This is a genomic window from Nonomuraea terrae, from assembly GCF_044465245.1.
GTDB classification, from domain to species: domain Bacteria; phylum Actinomycetota; class Actinomycetes; order Streptosporangiales; family Streptosporangiaceae; genus Nonomuraea; species Nonomuraea terrae.
In genome coordinates, this window is sequence record NZ_JBITLL010000005.1 from 317,295 (window position 1) to 342,147 (window position 24,853).

21 protein-coding genes and 1 pseudogene are annotated in these 24,853 nt (G+C 69.9%); 14 read left to right on the forward strand and 8 right to left on the reverse strand.

Annotated elements, in window-relative coordinates:
• Positions 1 to 81 precede the first annotated feature (81 nt).
• Genes ACIBP6_RS25285 through polX form a run of 3 tightly spaced genes read left to right on the forward strand, consistent with a single transcriptional unit; the run spans position 82 to position 3,861 of the window.
• Entirely contained in the window at positions 82 to 1,113 is a 1,032-nt protein-coding gene (locus tag ACIBP6_RS25285; RefSeq protein ID WP_397055902.1) for a zinc-dependent alcohol dehydrogenase family protein, read from the forward strand.
• Positions 1,114 to 1,158: 45 nt separating this feature from the next.
• Entirely contained in the window at positions 1,159 to 2,127 is a 969-nt protein-coding gene (locus ACIBP6_RS25290) for an aldo/keto reductase (RefSeq protein ID WP_397055904.1), read from the forward strand.
• A gap of 39 nt (positions 2,128 to 2,166) precedes the next feature.
• A complete protein-coding gene (polX, locus tag ACIBP6_RS25295; RefSeq protein WP_397055905.1) occupies positions 2,167 to 3,861 on the forward strand; it encodes a DNA polymerase/3'-5' exonuclease PolX in 1,695 nt (564 codons plus the stop codon).
• Here the strand turns inward: polX and ACIBP6_RS25300 are convergent, their stop codons facing one another.
• From ACIBP6_RS25300 to ACIBP6_RS25310, 3 genes are all read right to left on the reverse strand, one after another.
• On the reverse strand, positions 3,862 to 4,293 hold the full coding sequence (locus tag ACIBP6_RS25300; RefSeq protein WP_397055906.1) for a hypothetical protein: 432 nt from the start codon (positions 4,291 to 4,293) through the stop codon (positions 3,862 to 3,864).
• A 119-nt stretch (positions 4,294 to 4,412) separates the two neighbouring features.
• The gene (locus ACIBP6_RS25305; protein ID WP_397055908.1) at positions 4,413 to 4,880 is read right to left on the reverse strand and encodes a YkvA family protein; all 468 of its coding nucleotides are present in this window, start codon (positions 4,878 to 4,880) and stop codon (positions 4,413 to 4,415) included.
• 457 nt (positions 4,881 to 5,337) lie between these two features.
• Positions 5,338 to 5,700, reverse strand: a complete 363-nt coding sequence (locus ACIBP6_RS25310) for a cupin domain-containing protein (RefSeq protein WP_397055910.1) — start codon at positions 5,698 to 5,700, stop codon at positions 5,338 to 5,340.
• Between the two features lie 287 nt (positions 5,701 to 5,987).
• Here ACIBP6_RS25310 and ACIBP6_RS25315 point away from each other — a divergent pair, with 287 nt between their 5' ends.
• The 3 genes from ACIBP6_RS25315 to ACIBP6_RS25325 all read left to right on the forward strand — a co-directional run bounded on the left by ACIBP6_RS25315 (position 5,988) and on the right by ACIBP6_RS25325 (position 11,189).
• The gene (locus ACIBP6_RS25315) at positions 5,988 to 6,752 is read left to right on the forward strand and encodes a hypothetical protein (protein WP_397055912.1); all 765 of its coding nucleotides are present in this window, start codon (positions 5,988 to 5,990) and stop codon (positions 6,750 to 6,752) included.
• A 716-nt stretch (positions 6,753 to 7,468) separates the two neighbouring features.
• Positions 7,469 to 8,518, forward strand: a complete 1,050-nt coding sequence (locus ACIBP6_RS25320) for a sulfite oxidase (RefSeq protein WP_397055914.1) — start codon at positions 7,469 to 7,471, stop codon at positions 8,516 to 8,518.
• A 142-nt stretch (positions 8,519 to 8,660) separates the two neighbouring features.
• Entirely contained in the window at positions 8,661 to 11,189 is a 2,529-nt protein-coding gene (locus ACIBP6_RS25325; RefSeq protein ID WP_397055916.1) for a wax ester/triacylglycerol synthase domain-containing protein, read from the forward strand.
• On the opposite strand, the gene ACIBP6_RS25330 is transcribed toward ACIBP6_RS25325, so the two are convergent.
• Positions 11,127 to 11,672 (reverse strand): TetR/AcrR family transcriptional regulator, encoded by a 546-nt coding sequence (locus tag ACIBP6_RS25330; protein WP_397055918.1) that lies wholly within the window; start codon positions 11,670 to 11,672, stop codon positions 11,127 to 11,129. The two genes, ACIBP6_RS25325 and ACIBP6_RS25330, sit on opposite strands and share 63 nt — an antisense overlap.
• A 496-nt stretch (positions 11,673 to 12,168) precedes the next feature.
• On the opposite strand from ACIBP6_RS25330, the pseudogene ACIBP6_RS25335 reads away from it, so the two are divergent.
• Positions 12,169 to 13,052, forward strand: a pseudogene (locus ACIBP6_RS25335) (IS982 family transposase).
• A 145-nt stretch (positions 13,053 to 13,197) separates the two neighbouring features.
• Here ACIBP6_RS25335 and ACIBP6_RS25340 read toward each other — a convergent pair.
• Complete coding sequence (locus ACIBP6_RS25340; RefSeq protein WP_397055920.1) at positions 13,198 to 13,632, reverse strand: helix-turn-helix domain-containing protein; 435 nt, start codon at positions 13,630 to 13,632, stop codon at positions 13,198 to 13,200.
• A gap of 126 nt (positions 13,633 to 13,758) precedes the next feature.
• Here ACIBP6_RS25340 and ACIBP6_RS25345 point away from each other — a divergent pair, with 126 nt between their 5' ends.
• A complete protein-coding gene (locus tag ACIBP6_RS25345; RefSeq protein WP_449595052.1) occupies positions 13,759 to 14,175 on the forward strand; it encodes an STAS domain-containing protein in 417 nt (138 codons plus the stop codon).
• A 374-nt stretch (positions 14,176 to 14,549) separates the two neighbouring features.
• On the opposite strand, the gene ACIBP6_RS25350 is transcribed toward ACIBP6_RS25345, so the two are convergent.
• Both ACIBP6_RS25350 and ACIBP6_RS25355 read right to left on the reverse strand, forming a co-directional pair.
• Complete coding sequence (locus ACIBP6_RS25350) at positions 14,550 to 15,479, reverse strand: aldo/keto reductase (protein ID WP_397055922.1); 930 nt, start codon at positions 15,477 to 15,479, stop codon at positions 14,550 to 14,552.
• A gap of 54 nt (positions 15,480 to 15,533) precedes the next feature.
• Positions 15,534 to 16,556: a polyprenyl synthetase family protein gene (locus ACIBP6_RS25355; protein ID WP_397055924.1), complete on the reverse strand. Its 1,023-nt coding sequence runs from the start codon at positions 16,554 to 16,556 to the stop codon at positions 15,534 to 15,536.
• A gap of 412 nt (positions 16,557 to 16,968) precedes the next feature.
• Here ACIBP6_RS25355 and ACIBP6_RS25360 point away from each other — a divergent pair, with 412 nt between their 5' ends.
• Both ACIBP6_RS25360 and ACIBP6_RS25365 read left to right on the forward strand, forming a co-directional pair.
• A complete protein-coding gene (locus ACIBP6_RS25360; protein WP_397055926.1) occupies positions 16,969 to 18,327 on the forward strand; it encodes a cytochrome P450 in 1,359 nt (452 codons plus the stop codon).
• The gene (locus ACIBP6_RS25365) at positions 18,324 to 19,886 is read left to right on the forward strand and encodes a prenyltransferase/squalene oxidase repeat-containing protein (RefSeq protein ID WP_397055928.1); all 1,563 of its coding nucleotides are present in this window, start codon (positions 18,324 to 18,326) and stop codon (positions 19,884 to 19,886) included. The genes ACIBP6_RS25360 and ACIBP6_RS25365 overlap by 4 nt, the downstream gene beginning before the upstream one ends.
• On the opposite strand, the gene ACIBP6_RS25370 is transcribed toward ACIBP6_RS25365, so the two are convergent.
• Positions 19,883 to 20,944 carry a terpene synthase family protein gene (locus ACIBP6_RS25370; RefSeq protein WP_397055930.1) on the reverse strand — a complete coding sequence of 354 codons (1,062 nt, stop codon included), beginning with the start codon at positions 20,942 to 20,944 and terminating at the stop codon, positions 19,883 to 19,885. The two genes, ACIBP6_RS25365 and ACIBP6_RS25370, sit on opposite strands and share 4 nt — an antisense overlap.
• A 158-nt stretch (positions 20,945 to 21,102) precedes the next feature.
• Between ACIBP6_RS25370 and ACIBP6_RS25375 the strand changes: the two genes are divergently transcribed.
• Genes ACIBP6_RS25375 through ACIBP6_RS25390 form a run of 4 tightly spaced genes read left to right on the forward strand, consistent with a single transcriptional unit; the run spans position 21,103 to position 24,830 of the window.
• The gene (locus ACIBP6_RS25375; protein ID WP_397055932.1) at positions 21,103 to 23,469 is read left to right on the forward strand and encodes a sensor histidine kinase; all 2,367 of its coding nucleotides are present in this window, start codon (positions 21,103 to 21,105) and stop codon (positions 23,467 to 23,469) included.
• On the forward strand, positions 23,466 to 23,891 hold the full coding sequence (locus tag ACIBP6_RS25380) for a roadblock/LC7 domain-containing protein (RefSeq protein ID WP_397055934.1): 426 nt from the start codon (positions 23,466 to 23,468) through the stop codon (positions 23,889 to 23,891). Before ACIBP6_RS25375 ends, ACIBP6_RS25380 begins: the two co-directional genes overlap by 4 nt.
• Positions 23,888 to 24,262: a DUF742 domain-containing protein gene (locus ACIBP6_RS25385; protein WP_132620670.1), complete on the forward strand. Its 375-nt coding sequence runs from the start codon at positions 23,888 to 23,890 to the stop codon at positions 24,260 to 24,262. The genes ACIBP6_RS25380 and ACIBP6_RS25385 overlap by 4 nt, the downstream gene beginning before the upstream one ends.
• Positions 24,243 to 24,830, forward strand: a complete 588-nt coding sequence (locus tag ACIBP6_RS25390; protein WP_132620672.1) for a GTP-binding protein — start codon at positions 24,243 to 24,245, stop codon at positions 24,828 to 24,830. The genes ACIBP6_RS25385 and ACIBP6_RS25390 overlap by 20 nt, the downstream gene beginning before the upstream one ends.
• Positions 24,831 to 24,853 lie beyond the last annotated feature (23 nt).

Consider the following 24,853-nt stretch of genomic DNA (forward strand, 5'->3'; position numbering starts at 1 on the left):
CGAGCCCGCGCACCGGGGCCCCGCCGAGATGCCGGCCCCAGGCCTTGCGCGACCTGCGGCGACTGGTTCTAAGCTCGTGAGATGCGAGCGGTTGCCTTTGACATCTTCGGTGGAGAGCTCGACGTACGCGAGCTGCCCGACCCGTCCCCCGCGCCCCATGGGGCGGTGATCAGAGTCGAGGCGACGGGGCTGTGCCGGTCCGACTGGCACGGCTGGCAGGGGCACGATCCCGACATCTCGGTCCTGCCCCACGTGCCGGGCCACGAGCTGGCGGGCGTCGTGGAGGCGGTCGGCTCCGACGTGCGCGGCTGGCGCGCGGGGGCGCGGGTGACCGTCCCGTTCGTCTGCGCGTGCGGCACGTGCCCGTCCTGCACCACCGGCGACCACCAGATCTGCGAGCGGCAGACCCAGCCCGGCTTCACCCACTGGGGGTCCTTCGCCGAGTACGTCGCCATCGACCACGCCGACGTCAACCTCATCGACGTCCCCGAGGACATGGCGTTCTCGACGGCGGCGGGGCTCGGCTGCCGGTTCGCCACCGCGTTCCGCGCCGTGGCACAGGTGGGCGAGGTGCGTCCCGGCGAGTGGGTGGCCGTGCACGGGTGCGGCGGCGTCGGCCTGTCGGCCGTGATGATCGCGACGGCGGCCGGGGCCCGGGTGGTGGCGATCGACGTCAGCGGCGAGGCCCTGCACCTGGCCGAGCTGGCCGGAGCCACCCACTTCGTCAACGGCGGCGACGGCGACGCCGCCGCCCAGGTCAGGGAGTTGACCAGGGGCGGCGCCCACGTGTCGATCGACGCGCTGGGCAGCGCGCAGACGTGCGCCGCCTCCGTCGAGAGCCTGCGCCGCAAGGGCCGCCACGTACAGGTGGGGCTGCTGCCGGGGGGCGCGACGCCGGTGCCGATGGACCGCGTGATCGGTCAGGAGCTGCGGCTGCTGGGCAGTCACGGCATGGCCGCGCACGCGTACCCGCCGATGCTGGAGATGATCAGGGGTGGGATTCTCCACCCCGACCAGCTCGTCACGCGCACGATCGGGCTGGCCGAGGCCGGCAAGGCGCTGGCGGCGATCGGGTCCGTGCCGGGCGTCACGATGATCGACCCGCAGTCCTGAGGGCCACCCCTCTTATCCCGATATTCGAGTCATATGGTGACTTGTATGGATTACATGCGCCTTGGTCGCACAGGTTTGAAGGTCTCGCGGGTGTGTCTCGGCATGATGAGCTACGGCGACCCCGCCCGGCAGGAGTGGGCGCTGCCGCAGGACCAGGCCGAGCCGATCGTCCGCAGGGCGGTCGACGCGGGCGTGACCTTCTTCGACACCGCCGACGTCTACAGCCACGGCCAGAGCGAGGTCGTGACCGGCAACCTGCTGCGCGCCGTCTTCCCGCGACGGGAGGACTACGTGCTGGCCACGAAGGTCTTCTTCCCGATGGGCAAGGGCCTCAACGACCGCGGCCTGTCGCGCAAGCACATCCACGCCGCCATCGACGCCTCGCTCCAGCGCCTCGGCACCGACTACGTCGACCTCTACCAGATCCACCGGTGGGACGACGAGACGCCGATCGAGGAGACGATGGAGGCGCTGCACGACGTGGTCAAGGCCGGCAAGGCCCGCTACATCGGCGCGTCCAGCATGTGGGCCTGGCAGTTCGCCAAGGCCCAGCACCTCGCCGAGGTCAACGGGTGGACGAAGTTCGTCTCCATGCAGAACCACTACAACCTCCTCTATCGCGAGGAGGAGCGCGAGATGCTCCCGCTCTGCGCGGACCAGGGCGTGGGCGTGATCCCGTGGAGCCCGCTCGCCCGCGGCGTGCTGGCCCGCGCGGGCTCGTCCGCCACGACGGCCAGGACGGGCACCGACGCGCGGATCGGCGCCCTGTACGACCCCGAGAACGACAAGGCCGTGCTCGACCGGGTGGCCCAGGTGGCCCGCGACCGTGACGTGCCGGCCGCGCAGATCGCGCTGGCCTGGCTGCTGCACCAGCCCACTGTCACCGCGCCGATCGTCGGGGCGACGAAGGACCGGCACGTGGACGACGCGGTGGCCGCCGTGTCGGTGTCGCTGTCGGCGGAGGAGCTGGCGTTCCTGGCGGCGCCGTACCGGGCGCGCGAGGTGCGTTTCTGACGGTCCGGGATTGTCGGGGCCGCCTCCTAAGGTAGGGGCATGCGGGCGAACGATGAGGCGGCGGCGGCGCTGCAGGAATACGCGGAGCTGTTCGCGCTCTGCGGCGGCGACGCGTTCCGGGTGCGGAGCTACCAGAAGGCGGCCAAGGCGATAGCCGGGTTCCCGGAGGACATCTCGGTGGCCGACGTGCGCTCGGTCCCCGGGGTGGGCGAGGCGATCGCCAGGAAGATGGAGGAGTTCCTGCGGCGCGGGAGCTTCCGGCAGCTCGACGACCTGCGGGGGCGCGTCCCCGAGGGCGTGCGCCGGCTGACCCGGGTGCCCTCGCTGGGGCCCAAGACGGCGATCATGCTGTACGAGGAGTTCGGCATCGACTCCACCGCCGCGCTGACCGAGGCGATCACCTCCGGCCGCCTCGACGGCGTCAAGGGCCTCGGCCCGAAGACCCTGGCCAACCTGCTCAAGGGCGTCGAGCAGCTGGAGCAGTCGGGGCGTCGGGTCCACATCGGCATCGCTACGGCGCTGGCCGAGCAGGTGATGGCCTCGCTGCGGGCCGAGCGCATCGCCTACGCGGGCTCGCTGCGACGGATGAAGGACACGATCGGCGACATCGACATCCTCGCGGTGGCGCCCGAGTCGATCATGGACGACTTCCGCGCCCAGCCGTACGTCGCGGAGGTCATCGCCGCCGGCGACAAGAAGACGTCGATCCGCACCACGTCCGGCGTCCAGGTCGACCTGCGAGTGGTGCCGGCCGGTTCGTGGGGCGCGGCGATGCAGTACTTCACGGGCTCCAAGGAGCACAACGTCGCCATCAGGGAGATGGCCGTCAAGCGCGGCTGGAAGTTGTCCGAATACGGGCTGTTCGAGGGCGACCGGGTGATCGCCGCCGAGTCCGAGGAGGACATCTACGCGGCCCTGGGCATGCAGTACGTCCCACCGCCGCTGCGCGAGGACGGCGGTGAGGTCAAGGCGGCGCTGCAGGGCGAGCTGCCCGTCCTGGTGGAGCCGGCCGATCTCAAGGGCGACCTGCACACCCACACCGACCTGACCGACGGCATCGCCTCGCTCGACGACATGGTGGCCGCCGCCCACGCCCGCGGCTACGCCTACTACGCGGTCACCGACCACGCGCCCGACCTGGCGATGCAGCGCATGACCCTGGACAAGGCACTGGAGCAGCGCGGCCTGGTCGCTCGGTTGCAGGAGAAATATCCTGACATGCGGCTGCTGCACGGCACCGAGCTCAACATCGCACCCGACGGGTCGGTCGACTGGCCGGGCGAGATCCTGCGGGAGTTCGACGTGTGCGTGGCCTCAGTCCACTCCCACTTCGGCATGTCACGCGACGAGATGACCCGCCGCTTCATCGCCGCCTGCGAAAACCCGTACGTCGACATCATCGGCCACCCCACGACCCGCAAGATCGGCAAGCGGGACGGTGTCGACGCCGACTGGGACGCCGTCTTCCGGGCGGCGGCCCGCACCGGCACCGCCATGGAGATCGACTCCTTCCCGGACCGCTCCGACCTGCCCGCCGATCTCGTACGGCTGGCCAAGCACCACGGGGTGAAGTTCTCCATCGACAGCGACTCCCACGCGATCCCCCACCTGGCGCACCAACGGTTCGGGGTGGGGATCGCGCAGCGGGCCTGGCTGACGACCGACGATGTGATCAACACCTGGCCCCTGGAGCGGCTCCTGGCCTTCTTCGGGCGTGAGGCGGGCCGCGTCTGATCATCCGGTCCAGGGCCGCACCCGGTCGCGCCAGAGCCACAGGCCCTTGTGGTCGCCGCTCTTGAGGCGTACCCAGTGTTCGGCGCCTTGGCCGGGGGCGGCGCAGGTGGCCGTCAGCGGCTCGTCCGACGGGGCCAGTCGGGCGCGTGCCGGGTAGCTCTCGCCCGGGCCCGACCTCAGGGGCACCGGGTGGTCGGTGTTGACGACGTACTGGCAGGTCGGGTCGTGCGTCGGGGTGGGCGTCCAGAGGGCGACGTCGGCGGCGCCCAGCAGGTCGGCGCGGTCGGCGTGCGCGGTCGAGGCTGGGGTGAGGAGTGCGTTGGCGGGGGCGAAGATGGAGGTGGGGGTGCTTTCCGGGGTGAAGGTGGTGACGGCGAGTGCGGCGGCCGTTCCCAGGCCGACGCCGGCGAGGATGCGGGTTACGCCTCCCATGGGTTCCCTTTCAGGCTTTGCGTGCGTCCGGCTGCACCATGCTCAACAAAAGGGTACTTAACGCCGCAAATGGGGATATTTGGGCTTTTATTAGACGTTAGTTGGCATGTCCGTGACGGTCAGCGGTCCGGCTCCTCTTGGCGGTGGTCCTGCTCGCCGTTGTGTTGGTTCTTCTGCTTGTCGAGGCCGGTGAGGCGGGTGAGCGCCGCGAAGCCGTCCGGGCTCCCCGGCCAGTGGCGTTCCACCGCGGGCAGCCCGGCCCGCCGCACCACCGATCGGAGCACGGCCGCGACGATGATCGCGTCGTCGGCGTACCCGAGGACGGGGATGAAGTCCGGAACGAGGTCGATCGGGAACACGAGGTAGGCGAGAAGCAACACCAGCCGGATCCGTACGCCACGGTGCAGGCTCCGGTCGGCCGCCAGCCTCCGGACGAGCCGCAGCATGTCCGGCAACAGCCGCAACGACTCCTGCAACAGCCCACCCCGCGGACGCACGACAAGAAGCGCCCCCAACAACCCGGCCCACGCCACCACCACGGCCACCACGATGGCGATCACCAGATCCCACCACCACGACCCGGTCACGTCCCCTCACCACCCCTACCACCACGACCCGGGCACGTTCCCTCATCCCCGCCGGCACGTAGCGGGCACACAGGGCTTGACCAGACACGCGGGGAAGCCGCTCCCTGCGCGTGTCCAGGTGAGACGGGTGCCCCCTGCGGGAAGGCCACCACGCCCGCGGCGCCGGCGTCGAGGCACTCCCGGAACAGGACGCAGTTCCGGTGAACGATGTCGATGCCGATGTCCACCCAGCGGCCGGGCGTGTCGGCCGGAGCGGAGGCGATCAGACCGGGCAGCACAGACACCATCATCGCCCGCTTCCGCCCATTCATCGACAGACCGTTCTCTCGATCATCCCGTGGGCAGCGGCGAATCCGGCACCGCCCGCAGCGGGGAGCGCAGGGCGGTGGCCTCGGGGACGACCGCGCCTGCCTGCGCCGACGCGGCATCGAGGCCGTTCAACGAGGCAAGCCTTTCTTCAGCTCGGCTGTGCATCGATGGGCCGGCTTCCGTACTGTTCGGTCTCCGGGCGTTCGATCATCAAGACGTGTGCTGCGTGCTCCGCCACGGGCCGATGCCGGATGCCCGCGGGGACGACGAACAACTCACCGGCGTTGAGCGTGACCGGCGTCCGTCCGTCCATCTCGATGCGGAAACTCCCGTCCCAGCACAGGAACAATTCATCCTCGTCATGCTCATGCCAGGGGAATTCGCCGTCGAGCATGGCGATCCGCACCACGGTGTCATTGGCCGTGGCCAGGTCGCGCTGCTGGAAGGGGCCGGGCAAGGAGGCGATGACCTTCTGGATCGAAACCGGCTCCATGTCATGTGTCGTCGTCATGGGACACATCCTTCGAGCAGCGCCACCCATCCACCAGAGCCAATCTGACGGTTTTGGTCCCCCGTTCCTCCACGGTCGAGGGGTCCGCCGGACGAGGGTGGCCTTACGGCGGCTCACCTTTTGGATGACCTTGTCGACCCTCAAGGCGACGCGACCTAGACCCTTGAGAGCACGCGGTCTCGGGACCGGCCTCAACCCTGGGGATGACAGACCGTGGGTGGATGTGGAGCGGCGAAGAATACGAAAGAGTGTTCCCGCCACGCCGTCCGACCGGAGGAGGTCCGAGGATGCAGCCCGTGCGGAAGAAGTCGCGCAGACGATGGGCGCGCGTTCTCGCCGTTGTGACGGCACTGCTCGTCGCCGCCGTCGCCGGAGTCTCCTTGGCCTACCCTTCCGTCGCCGCTGCCACCTGCCCCGGCTGCTACGGCCTGACAGAGCTGGAGGAAGGCGTGTACGGCGAAGCCGGCATGTCCGACCAGCAGCGGGCGCAGGTGAGACAGGCGGTGAAGGGGGCCCGCGAACGAGTCGCCGACTTCTACGGCGGCCGGGTGAGCTCTCCCACCCTGCTCGCCTGCGTGACCGAGGCCTGCTACGAACGCATCGGCGGCGGCAAGGAGCGCGGCGTGGCGGTGCTCAACCGCTCGGTGATGTTGTCACCCAGGGGCATCGATCCGGTGATCGCCTCTCACGAGATGTCCCACGTCGAGTTGCACACCCGGCTGGAGTCCGGGGTCGAGATCCCGCAGTGGTTCGACGAGGGTTTGGCCGTGGTGGTCTCCGACGATGCCCGCTACCTGGCCCCGAAGCCGGCAACGGACGGGCGTCTCACCGGGAATCCGGCAGACCGCTGCCTCACGGCCCCTACCGGCTCACTCCCCGTCACGCTCGATCAGTGGCTCACCGCGGCAAGCAAAGACGCCGGCACCTACGCGAAGTCCGCCTGCGCCGTGAGCCGCTGGCTCCACGCGAGCGGCGGCCGTACGGCCCTCGCATCCCTGATCTCCCGCCTCAACGCCGGCGAGCCGTTCCCCTCCCTCGTACCGCCGCCCTGATCGCTGCGCTTGTGGTGGCAACCGCGAGAGTGCCGGTGAGGTGCCCAGCTCAGACCCCTCATCGAGTACGCGGGGCCGGCGGTCGGACGGCTGAGGATTCATCTGCACGTCTAAGGCCGCGCTGGAGACGCTCACCAAGGCTCGGCCGTCGAGCTCGGCCCGCTCGTCGTGCCTGTACAGGGGCGCTGCTGCCGGGGATGCTGTTCGCCGCCTGCCACGCCTTCTCGCCACCAGCGTCACCACCGGCGGCCGGCCCTCTCGGCGTTCCCTTCGCCGAAGGCCCGTCCTACAGGGCGGCGGGTTGACGCCGAACCCGCGTGCCGGCGGCTCCGTCACAGCGTCAACGACGCCGTCCTGGTCCACGGATCCGCGATTCGCCCGCAGTGCCCAGAGAAGCGGCTTGCTCAGGCCGTTGCGGGGGTGGCCAAGAGCTGTTGGCGAGTGATCGGGCGAGCTGAGGGCGGGGCTGAGGTCCGGCCGGTGGACTGAACTTTGGGCAAAACGGGTGGAAGGCCGGTTGAGTGGTGGTTTCTGGGGCGGTTGTTTCCTGTGCGCTGTCGGGTATGCCCTCGGGTGGCTCAATGGAACGTTCCCCAACCCGTACCGATCCGCGCCCATGTCGGGGTCGTGAAGGAAGGGGGGCGTGGCGATGTGGCGAGATTGGATGGTTTGCAGGTAGGAAATGTGTAGTAGGCATCGGCAGAGAGGTGACGCCCATGAAACAGAAGGCCAGAGCGGCGATGGTGAAGCCGCTTCCCGACCACCTGTTCAAGATCCACGGCAACAGCACCGAGATGCGGTGGGAGGCCATGTCGGGGATGGGTTACCACACCCCCAACGACCGCTTCTTCGTGCGCAACCACACCTCCACCCCGGTCATCGACGTCACCACCTGGCGACTGCGGGTCCATGGTGACGGCGTTCGGAGTCCACGCGAGTTCGGTTACGACGAACTGCGGGCCATGCCTTCACGCACCTACGACGCGGCGATCGAGTGTGCCGGCAACGGCCGCCGGTTCTACCGGACGCAACAGCACGACGGCACGCCCGGTACCCAATGGGGTCTCGGCGCGATCGGGGTGGCGCGGTGGCGCGGCGTGCCGCTGAGAGACGTCCTCGCGGAGGCCGGCGTGCTTCCGGAGGCCGTGGACGTCCTGCCCACCGGGCTCGACGCGCCGTTCGAGGGCTACGGCCACGTACGCAGGCCACTGCCCGTCGAGAAGGCCATGGAGGATGTGCTCGTCGCCTATGAAATGAACGACGCCCCGCTTCCTCCCGACCATGGTTTTCCGGTGCGCCTGGTGGTGCCGGGATGGGTGGGAATAGCGTCCATCAAATGGCTCGGCGACATAGAAGTTTCAACGACCAAGCTGTTCACCCCGTGGAACACGGTTTTCTACCCGGACGTCACCACGCTGCCGGTGAAGAGCGCTTTCGAACTCCCCTGGAATGCGCGCCTGCCTCTCCCCGGCCCGTACGTGCTGCGCGGGCGCTCCTGGTCGGGGCGCGGCAGGATCGTCCGGGTCGAGGTCAGCTTCGACGGCGGGACCAGCTGGCACGAGGCCGACCACCACGGGCCGCACCTGGTCAGGGCCTGGTTGCCGTGGCACATCACCTGGTCACCCCGCCACACCGGGCCTCACGTGCTGATGGCCAGGGCGACCGACGAGACCGGCGCCACACAACCGCTGGTCACCCCCCGCCACCCGCTCGGTTATCACTTCGACGCGGTCGTACGGCATCCCGTTGATGTCGTGAGTGGATAGATAAATGTCACCGACACCGGCTGAACTGGAGATTCTCTAAATGGAGGTCCGATGCATCTGAATTCATCTGGAAGACTCGCGCAGAAACCTTCTCGAAATCCCTCGATGTGATGCTTCTCATACCCAGGGAAAAGGAGAGCCGATGCGCCAGCTGACCGCACTCGACGCGCAGTTCCTCCATGTGGAGACGGCGACGACCGCCGCCCACGTGGCCGGTTTGGCGATCCTCGACTCGGCGGACGGCTCGGTCACCAGAGACGCGCTCGCAGACCTCCTGCTGGCCCGGCTGCACCTGTCTCCCGCACTCAGCCTGCGGGTGGCCGAGGTGCCGCTCGGGCTGGACCACCCGTACTGGGTGTCCGACCTCGACTTCGACATCGACCACCACCTGTTCGAGACGACCTTGCCGCTGCCCGGCGATGACTGGCAGCTGGCCGAGGCCGTGGCGGAGATCCACGCCCGCCGGCTCGACCGGGCGCATCCCCTGTGGGAGATGCACCTGATCAACGGCCTGGAGAACGGGCGGGTCGCCGTCTACACCAAGGTGCATCACGCCGCGATCGACGGCGTCTCGGGCGCGGAGACCCTCGCCGCGCTGCTCGACCTCACGCCGGACGGCCATCTCCGCTCTCGCGACCGCGCCGTCTCGACCTCGCGTACGCGTCCCTCGTCCCGCACCACCACCGCCCTCCGCGACACCACCCCTCCCCCGGCCTCCCAGCCGACCACCTCCGCGACCTCGCTCACCACGCCCGTCTCCACCTCCGCCCGAACGCCGGCACCTCCCCCGGTCCGGCGACCGGACGCCGCCACCCCCGTTTCCCAGGCGGGCGTCTCTCCCGCTGCTTCGCAGACGGATGTCTCTGTCGCCGCTTCGCAGGCAAGCACGCCGTCCCTTGTTTCGGAGGCGGGGGTTTCTTCCACCGTTGCAGGGGCCGATGTCAGTTCCTACGACTCCCCAGCAGATGCCGCTTCTCCCGGCTCCCGGGCGACGGCCACCATGTCCGTCGCCCGAAGCCCGCGGGCTTCCGCCTCTGCTCCATCGACTCGCTTCGCCGCACCCGTTCCGGCCGACGCCAGCAGGACGGACACAACCTCATTTGTCCCGGTTGACGCCGAGGCGTCGCACACCACCACCGCGTCCCTACCAGCCGGCGCACACACGGCCGACATCTCTGTCCTTCCGGTCCGCACCGACGTCCCACCGAACGGCACCGCCGCCGCTGCCAGGTCAGCCGATCCCCGGACGATCGACAGCGCGACCGTGTCGACCGCCTTTCGGAGGAGCGGCGCCGCCGCCACCCACACCTCCACCGACGCCCCATTGAACGACGCCACCACCGGTTCCGTCCTGGCCGACGCCCGCACGGCCGATGACACCGCCGCGCCCGTCCCGGCCGACGCCCGCACGGCCGATGACACCGCCGCGCCTGTCCTGGCCGACGCCCGCACGGCTGGTGACACCGCCGTGCCCGTTCCGGCGGGCGGCGGGATGGCCGACGTTGGCGCTCCTCCCCTGACGGAGGGGGCGGGGACGTGCTGTGCTGACGATGGTGGTGCTGACGTTGGTGGTGTTGCCGAGGGTCGCGTGGCCGCCGTCGAGTCGGGCGCGGACGGTGGGCTGGGCGGCGAGGGGCGGGGCGGCGAGGGGGAGGTCGTTCCCGTGGACCGGCGGCGGGAGAGGCGTGGGGACGGCGGCGGTGATGGCGGGCCTGGATGGCTGGGAATGCTGGCCGGGGCGGCAGCGCGGACGGTGACGCACCCCGTCACGGCGGTACGGTCTGTCGTCAGGGCGGCCGGTGACCTGGATGCCATCCCGCTGTTCGGCGGCGTGCCGGGCGCGAAGCTGATCGCCAAGGCGGTCCGGATGGTGTCCGGCGAGCGCCTCGACCGTCCGGAGATGCCCCGTCTCACCGCGCCTCGCACCCCGTTCAACGGGCCGATCAGCGGCCGGCGGCACCTGTCGTTCGGGTCCCTGTCGCTGAAGGACGTCAAGAAGATCGCCAAGGCCAACGGCATCAGCGTGAACGACGTCGTCATGACGCTGTGCACCTCGGCGCTGCGCTCGTGGCTGCGTGAGCGCGACGCTCTGCCCGAGGCGCCGCTGGTCGTGGCGGTCCCGGTCGCGGTGCGTACGGGCGCGGCCAAGGACGTGGTCGGCAACCAGATCTCGGCCATGGTGGCCCCGCTGCCTACCAACGTCGACGATCCCGGTGAGCGCCTGCAGGCGGTCGGTGACGCCATGGCCAGGGCGAAACGGCGCTTCGCCCTCTCTCCGGCGACGTGGCCGAGCGAGCTGTGCTCCATGCTGCCCGCCCTCGTCACGAGCCTGGCGACCCCGGCGATCTTCCGGCTGGCGGGAGTGGCGTTCCCGCCCATCAACCTGATCATCAGCAACGTGCCCGGGCCGCAGTTCCCGCTGTACCTGTGCGGGGGCAGGCTGCTGTCGTACTACCCGCTGTCGGTGCTGACCGACCTGAGCGGCGGCCTGAGCATCACCTGCTTCTCGTACGACGGCATGATCGACTTCGGGCTCGTCGCCTGCCCCGAGCGGGTGGACGACGTGTGGAGCCTGGTCGACCACCTGCGTACGGCGCTCGACGAACTGCTAGACGAGCGAGTGGGCGACGAGTTCCGCGACGGCCTCGGGATCGATCTGGTGGCCGGTTAGCTGGCAGAGGTTCTCCTGGTAGAGCAGGATGGCCGCGAACGTGGCCGCCGCCACCTCCAGCCTGGCCGCGTCGCCGCGCGCACCGGGCAGGGCCAGACCGAGCGCGAGACGGGCCCTCCTGACCAGCTCGCTGTTGAGCCGCGTGAGTCGTTCCTTCACGGAGCCGTGCGTGTCCGCCTCACGGAACAGGATGCGCCGCATCGCCGGTGAGGCCCGCAGCGGCAGCCCGTGCGCCAGCCGGCGCAGCGTGCCGCGCGGGTCACCGGGCACCGCATCGACCTCGCGGTCCTCCTCGACATGCGTGCGTTCGTTGACCAGGGCCACCAGGAGGTCGGTCTTGCGCGGGAAATAGTCGGAGATCAGGTCATTACGGACCTTCGCCAGCTTGGCGATGACCGCGGTCGGGGTGGCCTCGAAGCCGCGGCCGGCGAAAAGCTCCTCCGCCGCGTCCAGGATGCGCGTGCGCGCGTCAGCGATCACCACGGCTCGAACCATAGCGCCACCTGCGACTTCATCGCCAGACCACGACGCGACAGCCCTCCGCCGCGTCGCTCTTCCGCCCGCGAGGTCAGGCATCCCCGCGATCAAAAGCGGCTGCAAGAAGGGCTGGAGGTCCTCGGTATGCCTCGGAGGCAGCGTCGGGGCGGCCGGGACCGTTCCCGGCGCGGAGCGAGGGAAGTAATTCGCCGCCAGGGCCATCTCGGCCAGGGGTCAGGCGGCGATCATGCAGGTAGGTGACTCGGGGTGCGGGACCTCGGCAGGGCTGAACAGAAGGGCCAGAGCGGCGATCATGCGGGCGCGTGCGGTGGTGAGCGACTTCCGTGTCGGGCGAAGTCAATCTTCAGGCCTCCATCATGACTGCCGCGCGGCTTCGGCCTCGCGCAGCGCGATCCCCACTTCCTACGCGGCCTAGACGAGTAAGCCCTAAATCCCTGCGGTACGGAGTGCGGAAACCACGAAGGGTGTCGAGGATCAATGTGTGACGAAAGACCTCAACACCCTTCTCACCACTGTACGTGACGATCGACGACTGGCTAGGTGACTCACCTCGCCCTCGACGCCCGCCCAAGCTCAGCGATGCCGAATCACTGACCCTGGCAGTGGCCCACGTCCTGCTCGGCGTACGTTCCGAGGCGCGCTGGCTCCGCTTCGTACCCACGCACCTGCCCGGCGCGTTCCCTCACCTGCCCGGACAGTCCGGCTACAACAAACGCCTACGCAGGCCCTGCCCCTGCTCAAGGACGCCATCCGGACCCTGGCGCGACACCGACCTGCGGAATGACCCGCTGTGGGCGGTGGACTCCACGCCGGTCGAGGCCGCTCCCGTCCCACGGTCCAGCGTTCAGAGCTGGCCGGCTGGACCGGCTACGGCTACTGCCGTTCCCACTCCCGCTACTTCTGGGGCCTGCGCCTGCACCTCATCTGCACCCCCCGCAGGCTTACCGATCACCTGGGCCCTGACCACCCGAACATCGACGAACGCCAGGTGCTCATGGCCATCTGCGAACACGACCCGCACCTACTCGCCGAACGCCCGGCCTGCTCATCATCGCCGACAAGGGATACGTCTCCGCCGAGCTGGACGCCTTCCTGGCCGAACGCGGCGTGCGGCTGCTGCGCCCGTCCTACCGCAACCGCACATTCCACCCCGGCGAGCACCTGCTCAAACCGATCCGCCAGCTCATCTCATCGATCAACGACACCCTCAAAGGCCAGCTCGACCTCGAACTCCATGGCGCACGCATCGTGACAGGGGTCGGGGCCCGCATCGCCCAGCGCATCCTGGCGCTGACCGCCGCCATCTGGCACAACCGCAACACCGGCCAGCCCATCACCCGATCAGTGATCGCCTACGACCACTGACCCGATTTAGGAATTATTCGTCTAGACCTCCTGCCGGTTGGCCCGGCGGCTCCGGCCACCGGCTCCGCACGACTCCGGACCACGGGTGCCGGTTCCCGTGTGGGCTGGGGCCTGAGGCTCAGGTGCCGGTCGGGTCGGGGGTGGGTCAGGATTCGGGGCCGGCCACCTGGTCGGCTACGCGGCCGATGCGGGCCAGGCGGGCCAGGGTGGGGCGGGAGAGGACTTCGCCGATGTCGTGCAGGGCGATGATCAATTCTTCTACGCCGTCCAGTGGCATGTCGGGCTCGCGGTTCAGCAGGATGCCGCGGTAGTCCTCTGGTGAGACGGCGCCGGCGGGCAGCTCGATACGGGCGTCCTCGGCGCGGAACAGCACCGGGATCGAGGTGTCGAGGGCCAGGGCGAGGGCGGTCAGCTCCGCGGCGGTGAACGAGCGCTGGCCGCGTTCGGCCTGGTGGACGGCCTGGCGGCTCCACGGCTTGTCGAGATGGCGGCCGAGGGCCTCGCCCAGCTCGGTCAGCGACATCCGGCGCTCCGCGCGCAGGCGCGCGATCTGCCGACCGATGGCTTCTTCCACTCGCATCCGACCACTCCTGTCATTCTCCACGATGACGCCGAAAGCATACTATTGACAGATCGCCGTGTTCGGCCCTACTGTAATGCTCCAGAATTCCCCGTCAACGTAGCCGATGACATGGTGAGGCATGCGATGCAAGGGATCGTCCTGGAAGTGATCGGACCCGTCGGCAACTGTGCTGTGCTCAAGGTGGGCGGCGAGGTGGACGTCTACACCGCTCCCAAGCTGCGCGAGCAGATCGTCGACCTCGCCGGCAAAGGCGTCGTGCACCTCGTCGCCGACCTTGGTGAGGTCGAGTTCCTCGACTCGACCGGGCTCGGGGTGCTCGTCGGCGGGCTCAAGCGGTTGCGTGCGGTCGAGGGGTCGCTGCAGCTCGTCCTGACCACCGACCGGGTCATGCGCATCTTCAAGATCACCGGCCTGACGGCCGTGTTCCCGACCCACACGTCGGTCGCCGAGGCGATCGCCACCGACCCGCACTGGGCGCGGGCGGTCGAGCGTGATGCGGGCGGCGTCGAGGAGTGGTGCCGCCGCCACACCCTGGCCTGAGCCACGCCACTACGTGGTGCCGGTTGGTCTCGCAGGCCACACCGTGACCTGCGAGACCAACCGGCGCCGAGAGACCTTGTCAAGGAGAGCGGACCCCTCGCCGGCCGGTCAGGATGAGGCGCGAGACGCCTCGCCTGGGAACGGATTCCTCGCCGCTCACGAGCAGCCGCGTGTCCTCGTCTCGGAGGACGATCTCGTCGCCGGTCACGGCCAGGCTCGGTGAAGGTCCTCCCCGGCCACAACCGCCGTAGCGAAAGGGCGCCGGGTCAAGGGCGGGAAGCCTCATCGAGAAAGGCGAGTTCCTCCGCCACCAAGGCCAGAACGGCAGCGGTCAAGAGCGGCCACAACCGCCATAGCGAAACGGGCCGTCCGGGTCAAGGGCGGGAAGCCTCGTCGAGGAGGGTGAGTTCCTCGGCCGTCAGGGTCAGGGTGGCGGCGGTCAGGAGTGGCCGCAACTGCTCCACGTTGCGGGCGCCGGCGAGTGGCGCCGTGATCGTCGGCTGGGCGGCGAGCCAGGCCAGCGCCACCGCGGCCGGTGCGACCTGCCGTTCCTTGGCGATCCGGTCCAGGGCCTCCAACGTCCGCGGACCACGCTCGGTGTCCAGGTATTCGCCGGCAAGGCTCGCCCGCGGGCTGTCCACGGTCACGCCTGGCCGGTACTTCCCGGTCAGGAAGCCGCGGGCCAGCCCGAAGTACGGCGTGCTGCCCAGCCCCTCCCGGGCCACCACGTCGCGCAGTTCGCCCTCGTAGCGGCGCTCCATCAGGTTGTACGGCTGCTGCAGTGCGACGTAACGAACCAGCCCCTCCTCGTCGGAGACCTTGAGCGCCTCGGTCAGCCGCCCGGCGGCGTAGTTGGACGCCCCGACGTAACGAACCTTGCCTTCGCGGACCAACGCATCGAACGTGGCCAGCGACTCCGTCAGCGGCGTGTCCCGGTCGTCCACATGCGCCCAGTAGAGATCGATGTAGTCGGTACGCAGCCGCCGTAGTGAGTTCTCCACCGCCGTGCGGATGGTCGCCGGGGCCAGCCCCTCCAGGCCCTGGAGCATGCCGACCTTGGTGGCGATCATGACGGAGTCGCGGTTGCCGCGGGAGGCCAGCCACTCGCCGATGATGATCTCGGAGGTGGACTCGCCGGTCGCCCAGGACGGGTACACGTCCGCCGTGTCGATGAGGTTGCCGCCGGCCTCGACGTACGCGTCCAGGACGGCGAAGGAGGTCTCCTCGTCGGCCGTCCAGCCGAAGACGTTCGTACCGAGCACCAGCGGGAAGACCGTGAGGTCCGTGGTGCCTAGTGATCTCATGTCGTCATTATCGGCACACCCCCATGGACGGTTCGACGCCACCCGGCGTGGAGGTCAGCTGACCCGGTTCACCAACCAGGTGCACAGCTCGCGCAGCTGCCCCCCGTCCGGCAGGCACTCGTCAATGACGCCGAGCGCCGATGACATGTAGCGAGCGGCCAGCGCTTCGGCCCCAGCGCGCCCGCCGGCCTCCTCCACCAGCCGGGCGGCGTGCCGTACAGAGTCCTCGTCCATGTCTCCTGCCGCGAGGAGGGCGGACAGCTCGCGCGCGGCGGTTCCGTCCGAGGCGAGGGCGGCGAGCACGGGAAGCGTCTTCTTCTCGCGCCACAGATCGCTGTAGACCGGCTTACCGGTGATCTGCGGGTCGCCCCAGATGCCGAGCACGTCGTCCACGATCTGGAAGGCCACGCCCAGGTCGCGGCCCATCTGCCACATGCGGTCGGCGATCTCGGGGGCGCCGCCGAGCGCCACGCCTATCGCCGCGGCGGCGCCGATCAGGCTTCCGGTCTTGCCGGCTGCCATCTCGGCGTACTCGTCGATCGTGACCTCGTCGGGGCCGCGCCAGGGACGCTGCTCGAAGGCCATGTCGGCGGTCTGCCCCTGGACGAGCTCCAGCAGGGCGGCCGACAGGTACGGCATGGCAGCGGGCCGCCCGGCGAGCTGCCCGACGGCCAGGGCGAGCAGCGCGTCGCCGGCCAGTAGCGCGGGCCCGACGCCGTACGCCTTCCACAGGGCAGCGCGGTGGCGGCGCAACTCGTCGCGGTCGATGATGTCGTCGTGCGCCAGCGAGAAGGCGTGCACGAGCTCCACCGCCACGGCCCCCGGCAGAGCCGAGTCGGCGGTGGCGCCGACGGCCTCCGCGCTCAGCATGACGATCGCGGGCCGCAGGGACTTGCCGACTCCGCCTTCCCGTGGCCGACCGTCGACGTCGGACCATCCCATGGAGAACGCGGCCATTCTGGCCGCCCAGGGATGGAGCGTCGAGATCGCGTCACGCAGAGCGGGTTCGAGCAGCCGACGACAGCGGGTCACCACCGCGACACCCGACGGGAACGCGCCAGGGATGTTGCCGTCCATCAGGCGCTCCCACCTCCGATCGATCTTGAAGATACATGCAGAAGCATGTGATACTCCACCCTAGGTTCTGACACCAGTCACGATATGTCCGTTATTGCGAGGCAGAAGCCGAAGGCGGGGCTCGCCCGAGCCGGTGCACCACCCGGCTGCAAGCGCTCAGAGGTGCGGCATCGATGGATGCGATCGACCGGCGGGCCGACATGGGGACAACTGCCGGGAGAAGAAGGGTCAAAACGGACGCCCGGCATTCCCCAAAAGGTAGCGAGAGGGCTACATGTGGCCAGCCCAATATTGATCATACAAGAGGTCCATACGATAATCTCCGCAAAGCAGACAAATGCTGACATGCATAACTCTTAGCTAATTTCGAATCGGGACTCCACGCCATGCCGCACCCCACGGGAGAGACTCCGTGACCCATGTGACCCACCCCCACGTCATCCCCTTCTACCGGGCCTTCCCCCGGCTGGTGAAGGACCCGGTCACCGAGCTGGCCCGCATGGGAACCGAGGCGGACGGCCGGGTCGTCCGCCTCGATCTCGGCCCCTTCCGTCCCTATCTGGTCTCCCACCCGGACCACGTCGAGCAGGTGCTCAAGACGGAGTGGACGAAATACGCCCGCGAGGGCATGTTCTGGCGACCGCTGCACCGCGTGACCGGTCAGAGCATTCTCGGCGAAGGCGACGCCTGGGCTTCCGCCCGGAAAATTCTCGCGCCCCTTTTCACCTCGCGCTACGTCGCCTCGTTAGCCGAGGACATGGCCGACATCATCGCCGAGTCCATCGTCGAGCTGGAGGACTTCGCGGCCACCGGCCGGCCGGTGGACGGCGGGCACCAGATGACCACGATCGTCAACCAAGCCGTCATCAAGGTGTTGTTCGGCGGCCGGATCTCCCGTGACACCGCCGAACGGCTGGCGCCGGAGTTCGCCACGTGTGCCACGTCGATCGGCTTCCGGTTGCTCTTCCCCTTCGCCCCGTACTCGATCAAGGTGCCCGGCGACCGGGCCTTCCTGCGGTCCGCGAAGAAGATCGACGAAATCGTCTACCCCCTCATCCAGCAGGCTCAGCACGAGAACTCGCGTAGCAAGGAGGTCGTCTCGGCACTGCTGAGCGCCCGGCTGGAGCAGGAGGGCAAGGCGGACGTGCGGCAGGTGCGCGACGACCTGGTGAGCATCTACGGCGCCGCCTCCGAGACGACCGCGATGTCGCTGACCTGGCTGTGGTCGGTGCTGCACGACCACCCCGACGTGAACGCCCGGCTGTGCGAGGAGATCGACCAGGCGGTGGGCGACCAGCCCGTGCGGCCCGAGCACATCCCGCAGCTGCCGTACCTGCGCATGGTGCTGCAGGAGCTGCTGCGCCTCTACCCGTCGGCCTGGATCATCCCGCGGCAGGCCACGGAGGACACGGAGATCGGCGGCATCCCGATCAAGGCGGGTTCGCAGGTGCTCGTGAGCCCTTACACGACGCACCGGCTGGCGAAGTTCTGGGACCGGCCGATGGACTTCCTCCCGGACCGCTGGGCGGACGAGAAGGTCGCCCGCCGGCACCGCTACTCGTTCATCCCCTTCGGCGCCGGGCCGCACGTATGCCTCGGCCAGCACCTGTTCTACGTCGAGGCGCCGCTCGTGATCGCCAACGTGCTGAGCAGGTACCGGCCCGAGCTGACCAACCCGCAGCGGCTCACCCCCATGCCCGGCGCGTCCGTACGGCCCAAGGAGAAACTCATGCTGCGCCTGCTCCCCGTCGAACGGAAGCGTGCGGCATGAGCCACGTCGACACCGACACCGGCACCGGCACCGGCACCGACATCGCGGCGGACGCGGCCCTGCTGCTGAAAAGCCTCATGCTGCGGCCCTGGGGACAGGTGTCGCCGTCGGTCTATGAGACCGGACGGCTCGTCTCGCTCGCCCCGTGGCTCACCGGGCATCCGCAACGCATCGACTACCTGATCGACACCCAGCGGCCGGACGGCGCGTGGGGCGCCCCCGACGGCTACGGCCTGGTGCCGACTCTGAGCGCCAGCGAGGCCATCCTGGCCGCGGCGACCCGGGGCGACGCCGGCACGGACCCCCGGCGCCTGCTGGAAGCGGTCGAACGCGGCCTGCGCGTGCTGCGCGGCTGGCTCGGCGGCCCGCTTGAACTGCCCGACATGCCGGCGATCGAGCACATCGTGCCGTCACTGGTCGCGCTCATCAACCAGCGGGGCGAGGAGCTTGAGGGCTACGAGCCTCTGCCGCTGCCGGCCGGGATGACGTACGACACCCTTCAGCTCGTCAAGCAGTGGATCAAGTCGGGGGCGGAGGTCCCGGAGAAGCTGCTGCACGCCCTGGAGATCGCCGGGGAGGAGGCGGCCGGCGCTCCGGGGATCCGGCCCACGCCGATCGGGACGATCGGCGCGTCCCCCGCGGCGACCGCGGCCTGGGTGGGTGAGCGGGGCGAGCGCGAGGCCGACGAGCCGGCCCGCGCGCACCTGGAGGCCGTCGTCCGGCTGCACGGCGGGCCGGTGCCCGTCGGGCTGCCCATCACCGTGTTCGAGCGCGGCTGGGTGCTCAGCTTGCTGGTACGCGCCGGCGTGCCCGTCACGGTGCCGCCGGAGATGCTCGCCGACATCAGGGCGGCCATCTCCCCCGACGGCACGCCCGCCGGGTACGGGCTCCCGCCGGACGCCGACACCACGTCCGTGGCGCTGTACACGCTGGCGCTGCTGGGGTCACCGTGCGAGCCGGAGTGCCTGTGGTCGTTCCGTTCCGGGGTGCACTTCTCGACCTGGCCCGGCGAGCAGGGGACGTCGGTCAGCGTCAACGCCCATGTCCTGGACGCCTTCGGCCAGTACGCCGCCCGCCGGCCCGCCGCCGCGCCCCGCTACGCGCAGGCCGTCGCCGAGCTCTCGCGCTGGATCGCCGATCAGCAGCAGCCGGACGGGAGCTGGACCGACCGCTGGCACGTCTCGCCCTACTACGCCACGGTGAGCTGCGCGCTCGCGCTGGACGAGTTCGGCGGGGAGCCGGCCCGCGAGGCCGTGCGCGCCGCCGCCGAGTGGGTCCTGGCGACCCAGCGGCCGGACGGCTCGTGGGGCCGCTGGGAGGGCACCGCGGAGGAGACCGCGTACGCGATGCAGATCCTGCTCCTGACCGAAGGGCGGGCCGACCTCCGGCGGACGGCCGCCGCGGACCGCGGCCTGAGCTACCTGACGTGCCCGACGGACGCTTCCCCGCCGCCTCTCTGGATGGACAAGGACCTGTACGCGCCGTTGGCGATCACCAGGGCGGCGGTGCTCGCTTCGACGTACCTCGCCACCCGGGCACGGGTGGCCGGCCCCGCCTAACCCCCGGTGTGCCGCTCTACGTCGCCGGCCAGCTCCCGGACGGTGTAGGCATGGGTATCCCTGGCCATGTACCAGGCGCCGTTGAACGACACGCTCCTGTGTTGTCCCTCGGCGACGCCGGCCAGCTCGGGCGGCAGGCCGGCGAGCTCGGCGGCGAAGGCGGCGTTGAGCTCGGCGATGTGCGCGGAGACGCGTTCGACGGCCGCCGCGGTGCTCATCCCGGAGCGCTCCAGGATGAGCACCGCGTTGGGCTTGCCTTCGTGCTTCTCCCGCTCGAACGTCCTGATGTCGTTGGCCAGGCGCATGCACTCCGCTCCGATGTCGACGGCCGCTTCGACCGCGTCCCAGTGGCCGGGGTCGGCCGGGTCGGGGCCGCAGATGCCCAGGGCGGCCGCCCACCAGGTGTGGTAAAGGATCGTCAGCCCGCCGTTGGCGAGGTACGGGGCGTACTCGGGCCAGGGCTCGCCGCTCATGGCCCACCGGCGTTCCAGGGCCATGGCGGCGCCGGCGAGGCGGAGTTGCTCCAGCAGTGTGGCGGTGTGGGCGGCGGCCCCGGGGTGCCGGCGGAAGCGCTCGCACCAGGCGCGCCAGGCGCGCAGCGCGGCGTCCATGGGATCGTCGGCTCCGGCCTCGACGGGGTCGTCCGCCAGGATGGCGCGGACGCGGGCGAAGAAGGCCTCCACGTCCCGGTCCGTCCAGTCACCGGCGATGCTGTCGGCGATGTCGTCCATGCCGAACAGGACGGCGGTCAGCGCCCCGAGATCGGCGATCTGGTCGCGGGCGGCCGAGGGGAAGGTGGCGGCGGCTGACAAGCAGCTGAACGCCAGCCGGCTGGAGTCGCTGTCGCCCTCGGCGAACAGGGCGGTGTGGGGGTTCAAGAGGCTCGCCGCCTCTGGCACGGCGTCAAGGGCGGCGGTCAGCACCGCGGCGCGGTCCTGCTGGGGCACTCCTGCCAGCTGGTGGGACGCCTTGAGCAGTCGATCTGCGAGGTCGTTGCGGATGCCGAAGTATGCGGAGGTGGAGTCGCTCACGGTCGGCAGCATAAGCAGTTCCACCATTTTTGACTATGTTAGTCAAAAATGGGATATTCGTGCTCAAAGGGTTTGGTGTTGCTTGAGAGGCCCTTTGCCCTACGCTACAGTTACGTGATCAACACCGTCCGTTGCCGCCGCACCTGTTGGTGGCCAGCACACGTATCACTTTCAGGGTGGGTTAAATGGGCTTCCGCAAAACGAGCCTGCGGACCAAAGTAACGGCTCTGCTACTCTCCCTGGCGGCGCTGTGGGCATTCGCCGCATGGGTCACCTTACGTGAAGGCGTCAACCTGCTGTGGGTCACCCAGGTGAACGAGAGCGTGGTCGACCCCAGCGAGTCGCTGCTCGAGGAGCTCCAGAAGGAGCGCCGCATGTCGGCCGTCGAGCTGAGCGACCGCTCCTCCTCCATGAGCGACCAGCTGGACGAGCAGCGCAAGCGCACCGACGGCCTGCTGGCCGGCTTCCGGGAGTCCGCCGGCGGCACCCTGGTCGGCTGGGCGACCGACGAAGAAGGCGCCGAACGCCTCAACGAGGTGTTCCGCCAGCTCGACACGCTCCGGCAGACCCGGCAGGCCGTCGACGCGGGCGAGATGAACCGCACCAAGGCGACCGACGCGTACAGCGAGGTCATCGACTCGTTCTACGCCCTCTACGGCTCGCTGGCCACCCTCGACGACAAGGCGCTGGCCAAGGACGTCCGCAACCTGCTGGCCCTGAGCCGCGCCCGCGACATCATCACCAAGGAAGACGCCCTGCTGTCCGGCGCACTCGTCAGCGGCCGGCTCTCGCCCGCCGAGCACGCGCAGTTCACCCAGAACGTCGGCGCCTGGCGCCTCGTGGCCGAGCAGGCCGGCACTGACCTGTCCGACTTCGACCGGGCCGAGTACGAGAAGGTCTACGCGGGCCAGTCGTTCACCCGCCTGCGCAACCTTGAGACCATGGTCGCCGAGCAGGGGCCCGCCCTCGCCGGCGACCTGCCCTTCAGCGCCCAGGCCTGGCGCACCGCCACCGACCGTGCGCTCGCCGACCTCAACACCATGGTGCTCGGCTCCGGTGACCGCCTGGTCGAGCGGTCGGTGCCGGTCGCCGTCGGCGTCATCGTCCGTCTCGCCCTCGCCGGCGGCCTCGGCCTGATCGCGGTCATCGCCTCGATCGTGTTGTCGATCACCACGAGCCGGCAACTGCTCGCCCAGCTCAAGAAGCTGCGCGACGCGGCCCACGAGCTGTCCGACCGGCGGCTGCCCAGCGTGGTCGAGCGCATCGGTCACGGCGAGGAGGTCGACGTCGCCAAGGAGGCGCCGGACCTCGACTTCGGTGACGACGAGATCGGGCAGGTGGGCCAGGCGTTCAACACCGTGCAGCGCACCGCGATCAGCGTCGCGGCCGAGCAGGCGGAGCTGCGCCGCAGTATCCGCGACATCCTGCTCAGCCTGGCGCGCAGGACGCAGGGCCTGGTGCACCGGCAGCTCACCGTCCTGGACGTGATGGAGCGCCGCGAGACCGACCCCGAGGAGCTGAAGGAGCTCTTCCGGCTGGACCACCTGGCCATCCGCATGCGCCGCAACGCGGAGAACCTGATCGTCCTGTCCGGCTCCTCCCCCGCCCGTACGTGGCGCCGCTCGGTCCCCATGGTGGACGTGGTCCGCGGCGCGCTGGCCGAGGTCGAGGACTACACCCGCGTGACGCTCATGCCGATGGGCGAGGTGGTGCTCGTCGGCCGCGCCGTCGGTGACGTCATCCACCTGCTGGCCGAGCTGATCGAGAACGCCGTGTCGTTCTCGCCTCCGTACACGAACGTGCAGGTCAGCGGCCAGCTCGTGGCCAACGGCTACGTGATCGAGATCGAGGACCGCGGTCTCGGCATGAAGTCCGAGGACCTGGAGGCGGCCAACGCGCGCATCGCCGACCCGCCCGAGTTCCGCATCACCGGCACGGCACGCCTCGGCCTCTACGTCGTCAGCCAGCTGGCCAGGCGGCACGACATCCAGGTCGTGCTCAAGGCCTCGCCGTACGGCGGCACGACGGTCGTGGTGCTGCTGCCGCAGGAGCTCGTCCAGCTCGACCCGTCGCCCGAGCCGCAGGAAGACGACGGGCGGGAGCGGCTGCCGCGCCGGCAGCCGGGAGCGGCCGCGGCCGCCCGCGCGGTCCCGTCCGGCAACGTGCGCACGCTGCGGCAGGTGCGCCCCGCGCCCGTCTCCGCAGACGTGCCCGGCGTGCCCACCGCGATCGCACCCGTGACCGACCCCGTACGGCAGGAGGCCGAGACCACGACCGCCCCTCCCCCAGCCCCGTCCGAGACGCCGGCCGACCCGGAGCAGCAGCCTGTGGCCGAGTTCACCCCTTCGGGGCTCCCGCTGCGGGTGCCCCAGGCCAACCTGGCGCCAGCCCTGCGTGACGACAACCCCACGCAGCCCGACATCGAGGAGGACGATGACGAGCGCTCTCCGGAGGAGATCCGCGCGATGATGGGATCCCTCCAGTCAGGCACCCGTCTCGGCCGGTCGCGTGCGGCCGAGATGATGGACGACCAGCCGGGAGGTGAGGCATGACGCCCGCCGCCGGCACCGACCTCAACTGGTTGCTCGACGACCTCGTCGAACGCGTCAAGGACGCCGACCACGCCATCGTGCTGTCGTCCGACGGCCTGCTGATGGCCTCGTCGGCCGGCCTGCACCGCACCGACGGCGAGCACCTGTCCGCCGTCGCGTCCGGGTTGCAGAGCCTGGCCAAGGGCGTCTCCGAGCAGATCTCCGGCGGATCCGTCCGCCAGACGGTCGTGGAGTGGAAGCATCAGTTCCTCATCGTGACCACGGCCGGCGAGCGGGCCTGCCTGGCCGTGCTGTGCCCGCAGAACGCCGACATCGGGCTGGTCGCGTACGAGATGGCGATGCTGGTGGCGCGGGTGGGCCAGTACCTCACCTCGGGCGCCCGGAGCGCCGCCGCCGAGGCCGCCTCCAGGAGTGACCGGTGAGAGGCGACGAACCCACGGACGAGAACTGGGTCGATCCGGAGATCATCCGGCCCTACGTCGTGACGCGCGGCCGCACCCAGCCCGCGCACGGCCGCTTCGACCTGATCTCCATGGCCCTGGCGGTCGGCCCGCCGCCGGGGCCGGACGCGGGGCTGGACCCCGAGCACCTGCGGATCCTCCAGCTCTGCCGCGAACCCAAGTCCGTGGCCGAGATCGCCGCGTACCTCGATCTGCCGGCAGGCACGGTCAGGGTGCTGCTCGGCGACCTGTTCGACCGCGAACTCGTCTCTGCCCAGGAACCACGATCCGAGGTGGACATGCACGACATCAAGATGTACAGGGCGGTGCTCGATGGCCTTCGCTCGCTCTGAGCGCCCGCGCCTGCCGACGGCGATCAAGATCCTCATCGCCGGCGGGTTCGGCGCGGGCAAGACGACGATGGTCGGCGCGGTCTCCGAGACCCGGCCGCTGCGCACGGAGGAGGTGCTGACCGACCGGAGCATCGGCGTGGACGACATCACGTCGGTGGAGGCCAAGCGCACCACCACCGTGGCGATGGACTTCGGCCGGATCACCCTCGGCAACGACTACGTCCTGTACCTGTTCGGCACGCCCGGGCAGGAACGCTTCTGGTTCGTCTGGGACGAGCTGGCCGAGGGCTCGCTGGGTGCCGTCATCCTGGCCGACACCCGGCGCCTGGCCGACTGCTTCCCGTCGGTCGACTATTTCGAGCGGCGTGGCACGCCGTTCGTGGTGGCGGTCAACTGCTTCGACGGCTCGCCGTCGTTCCAGCTGGACGAGGTGCGCCTCGCGCTGCAGCTCGACCCGTCGATCCCGATCGTCATGTGCGACGCGCGCAAGCGCGACTCCAGCCGGGAGGTGCTGATCACGCTGGTCAAGCACTCCGCCCGGCTGCGCGCCGAGCCCGTCGGCAGCTGAGCCGGCTCCGCGGCCCCTCCTCG

Coding starts and splice junctions, on each gene's coding strand:
- ACIBP6_RS25355 (WP_397055924.1), bottom strand. CDS start 16,556: ATGGACGGCAACATCCCTGGCGCGTTCCCGTCGGGTGTCGCGGTGGTG.
- ACIBP6_RS25345 (WP_449595052.1), top strand. CDS start 13,759: ATGCAAGGGATCGTCCTGGAAGTGATCGGACCCGTCGGCAACTGTGCT.
- ACIBP6_RS25370 (WP_397055930.1), bottom strand. CDS start 20,944: ATGGTGGAACTGCTTATGCTGCCGACCGTGAGCGACTCCACCTCCGCA.
- ACIBP6_RS25300 (WP_397055906.1), bottom strand. CDS start 4,293: ATGGGAGGCGTAACCCGCATCCTCGCCGGCGTCGGCCTGGGAACGGCC.
- ACIBP6_RS25390 (WP_132620672.1), top strand. CDS start 24,243: ATGGCCTTCGCTCGCTCTGAGCGCCCGCGCCTGCCGACGGCGATCAAG.
- ACIBP6_RS25310 (WP_397055910.1), bottom strand. CDS start 5,700: ATGACGACGACACATGACATGGAGCCGGTTTCGATCCAGAAGGTCATC.
- ACIBP6_RS25320 (WP_397055914.1), top strand. CDS start 7,469: ATGAAACAGAAGGCCAGAGCGGCGATGGTGAAGCCGCTTCCCGACCAC.
- ACIBP6_RS25285 (WP_397055902.1), top strand. CDS start 82: ATGCGAGCGGTTGCCTTTGACATCTTCGGTGGAGAGCTCGACGTACGC.
- ACIBP6_RS25315 (WP_397055912.1), top strand. CDS start 5,988: ATGCAGCCCGTGCGGAAGAAGTCGCGCAGACGATGGGCGCGCGTTCTC.
- ACIBP6_RS25350 (WP_397055922.1), bottom strand. CDS start 15,479: ATGAGATCACTAGGCACCACGGACCTCACGGTCTTCCCGCTGGTGCTC.
- ACIBP6_RS25325 (WP_397055916.1), top strand. CDS start 8,661: ATGCGCCAGCTGACCGCACTCGACGCGCAGTTCCTCCATGTGGAGACG.
- ACIBP6_RS25380 (WP_397055934.1), top strand. CDS start 23,466: ATGACGCCCGCCGCCGGCACCGACCTCAACTGGTTGCTCGACGACCTC.
- ACIBP6_RS25365 (WP_397055928.1), top strand. CDS start 18,324: ATGAGCCACGTCGACACCGACACCGGCACCGGCACCGGCACCGACATC.
- ACIBP6_RS25290 (WP_397055904.1), top strand. CDS start 1,159: ATGGATTACATGCGCCTTGGTCGCACAGGTTTGAAGGTCTCGCGGGTG.
- ACIBP6_RS25340 (WP_397055920.1), bottom strand. CDS start 13,632: ATGCGAGTGGAAGAAGCCATCGGTCGGCAGATCGCGCGCCTGCGCGCG.
- ACIBP6_RS25375 (WP_397055932.1), top strand. CDS start 21,103: ATGGGCTTCCGCAAAACGAGCCTGCGGACCAAAGTAACGGCTCTGCTA.
- polX (WP_397055905.1), top strand. CDS start 2,167: ATGCGGGCGAACGATGAGGCGGCGGCGGCGCTGCAGGAATACGCGGAG.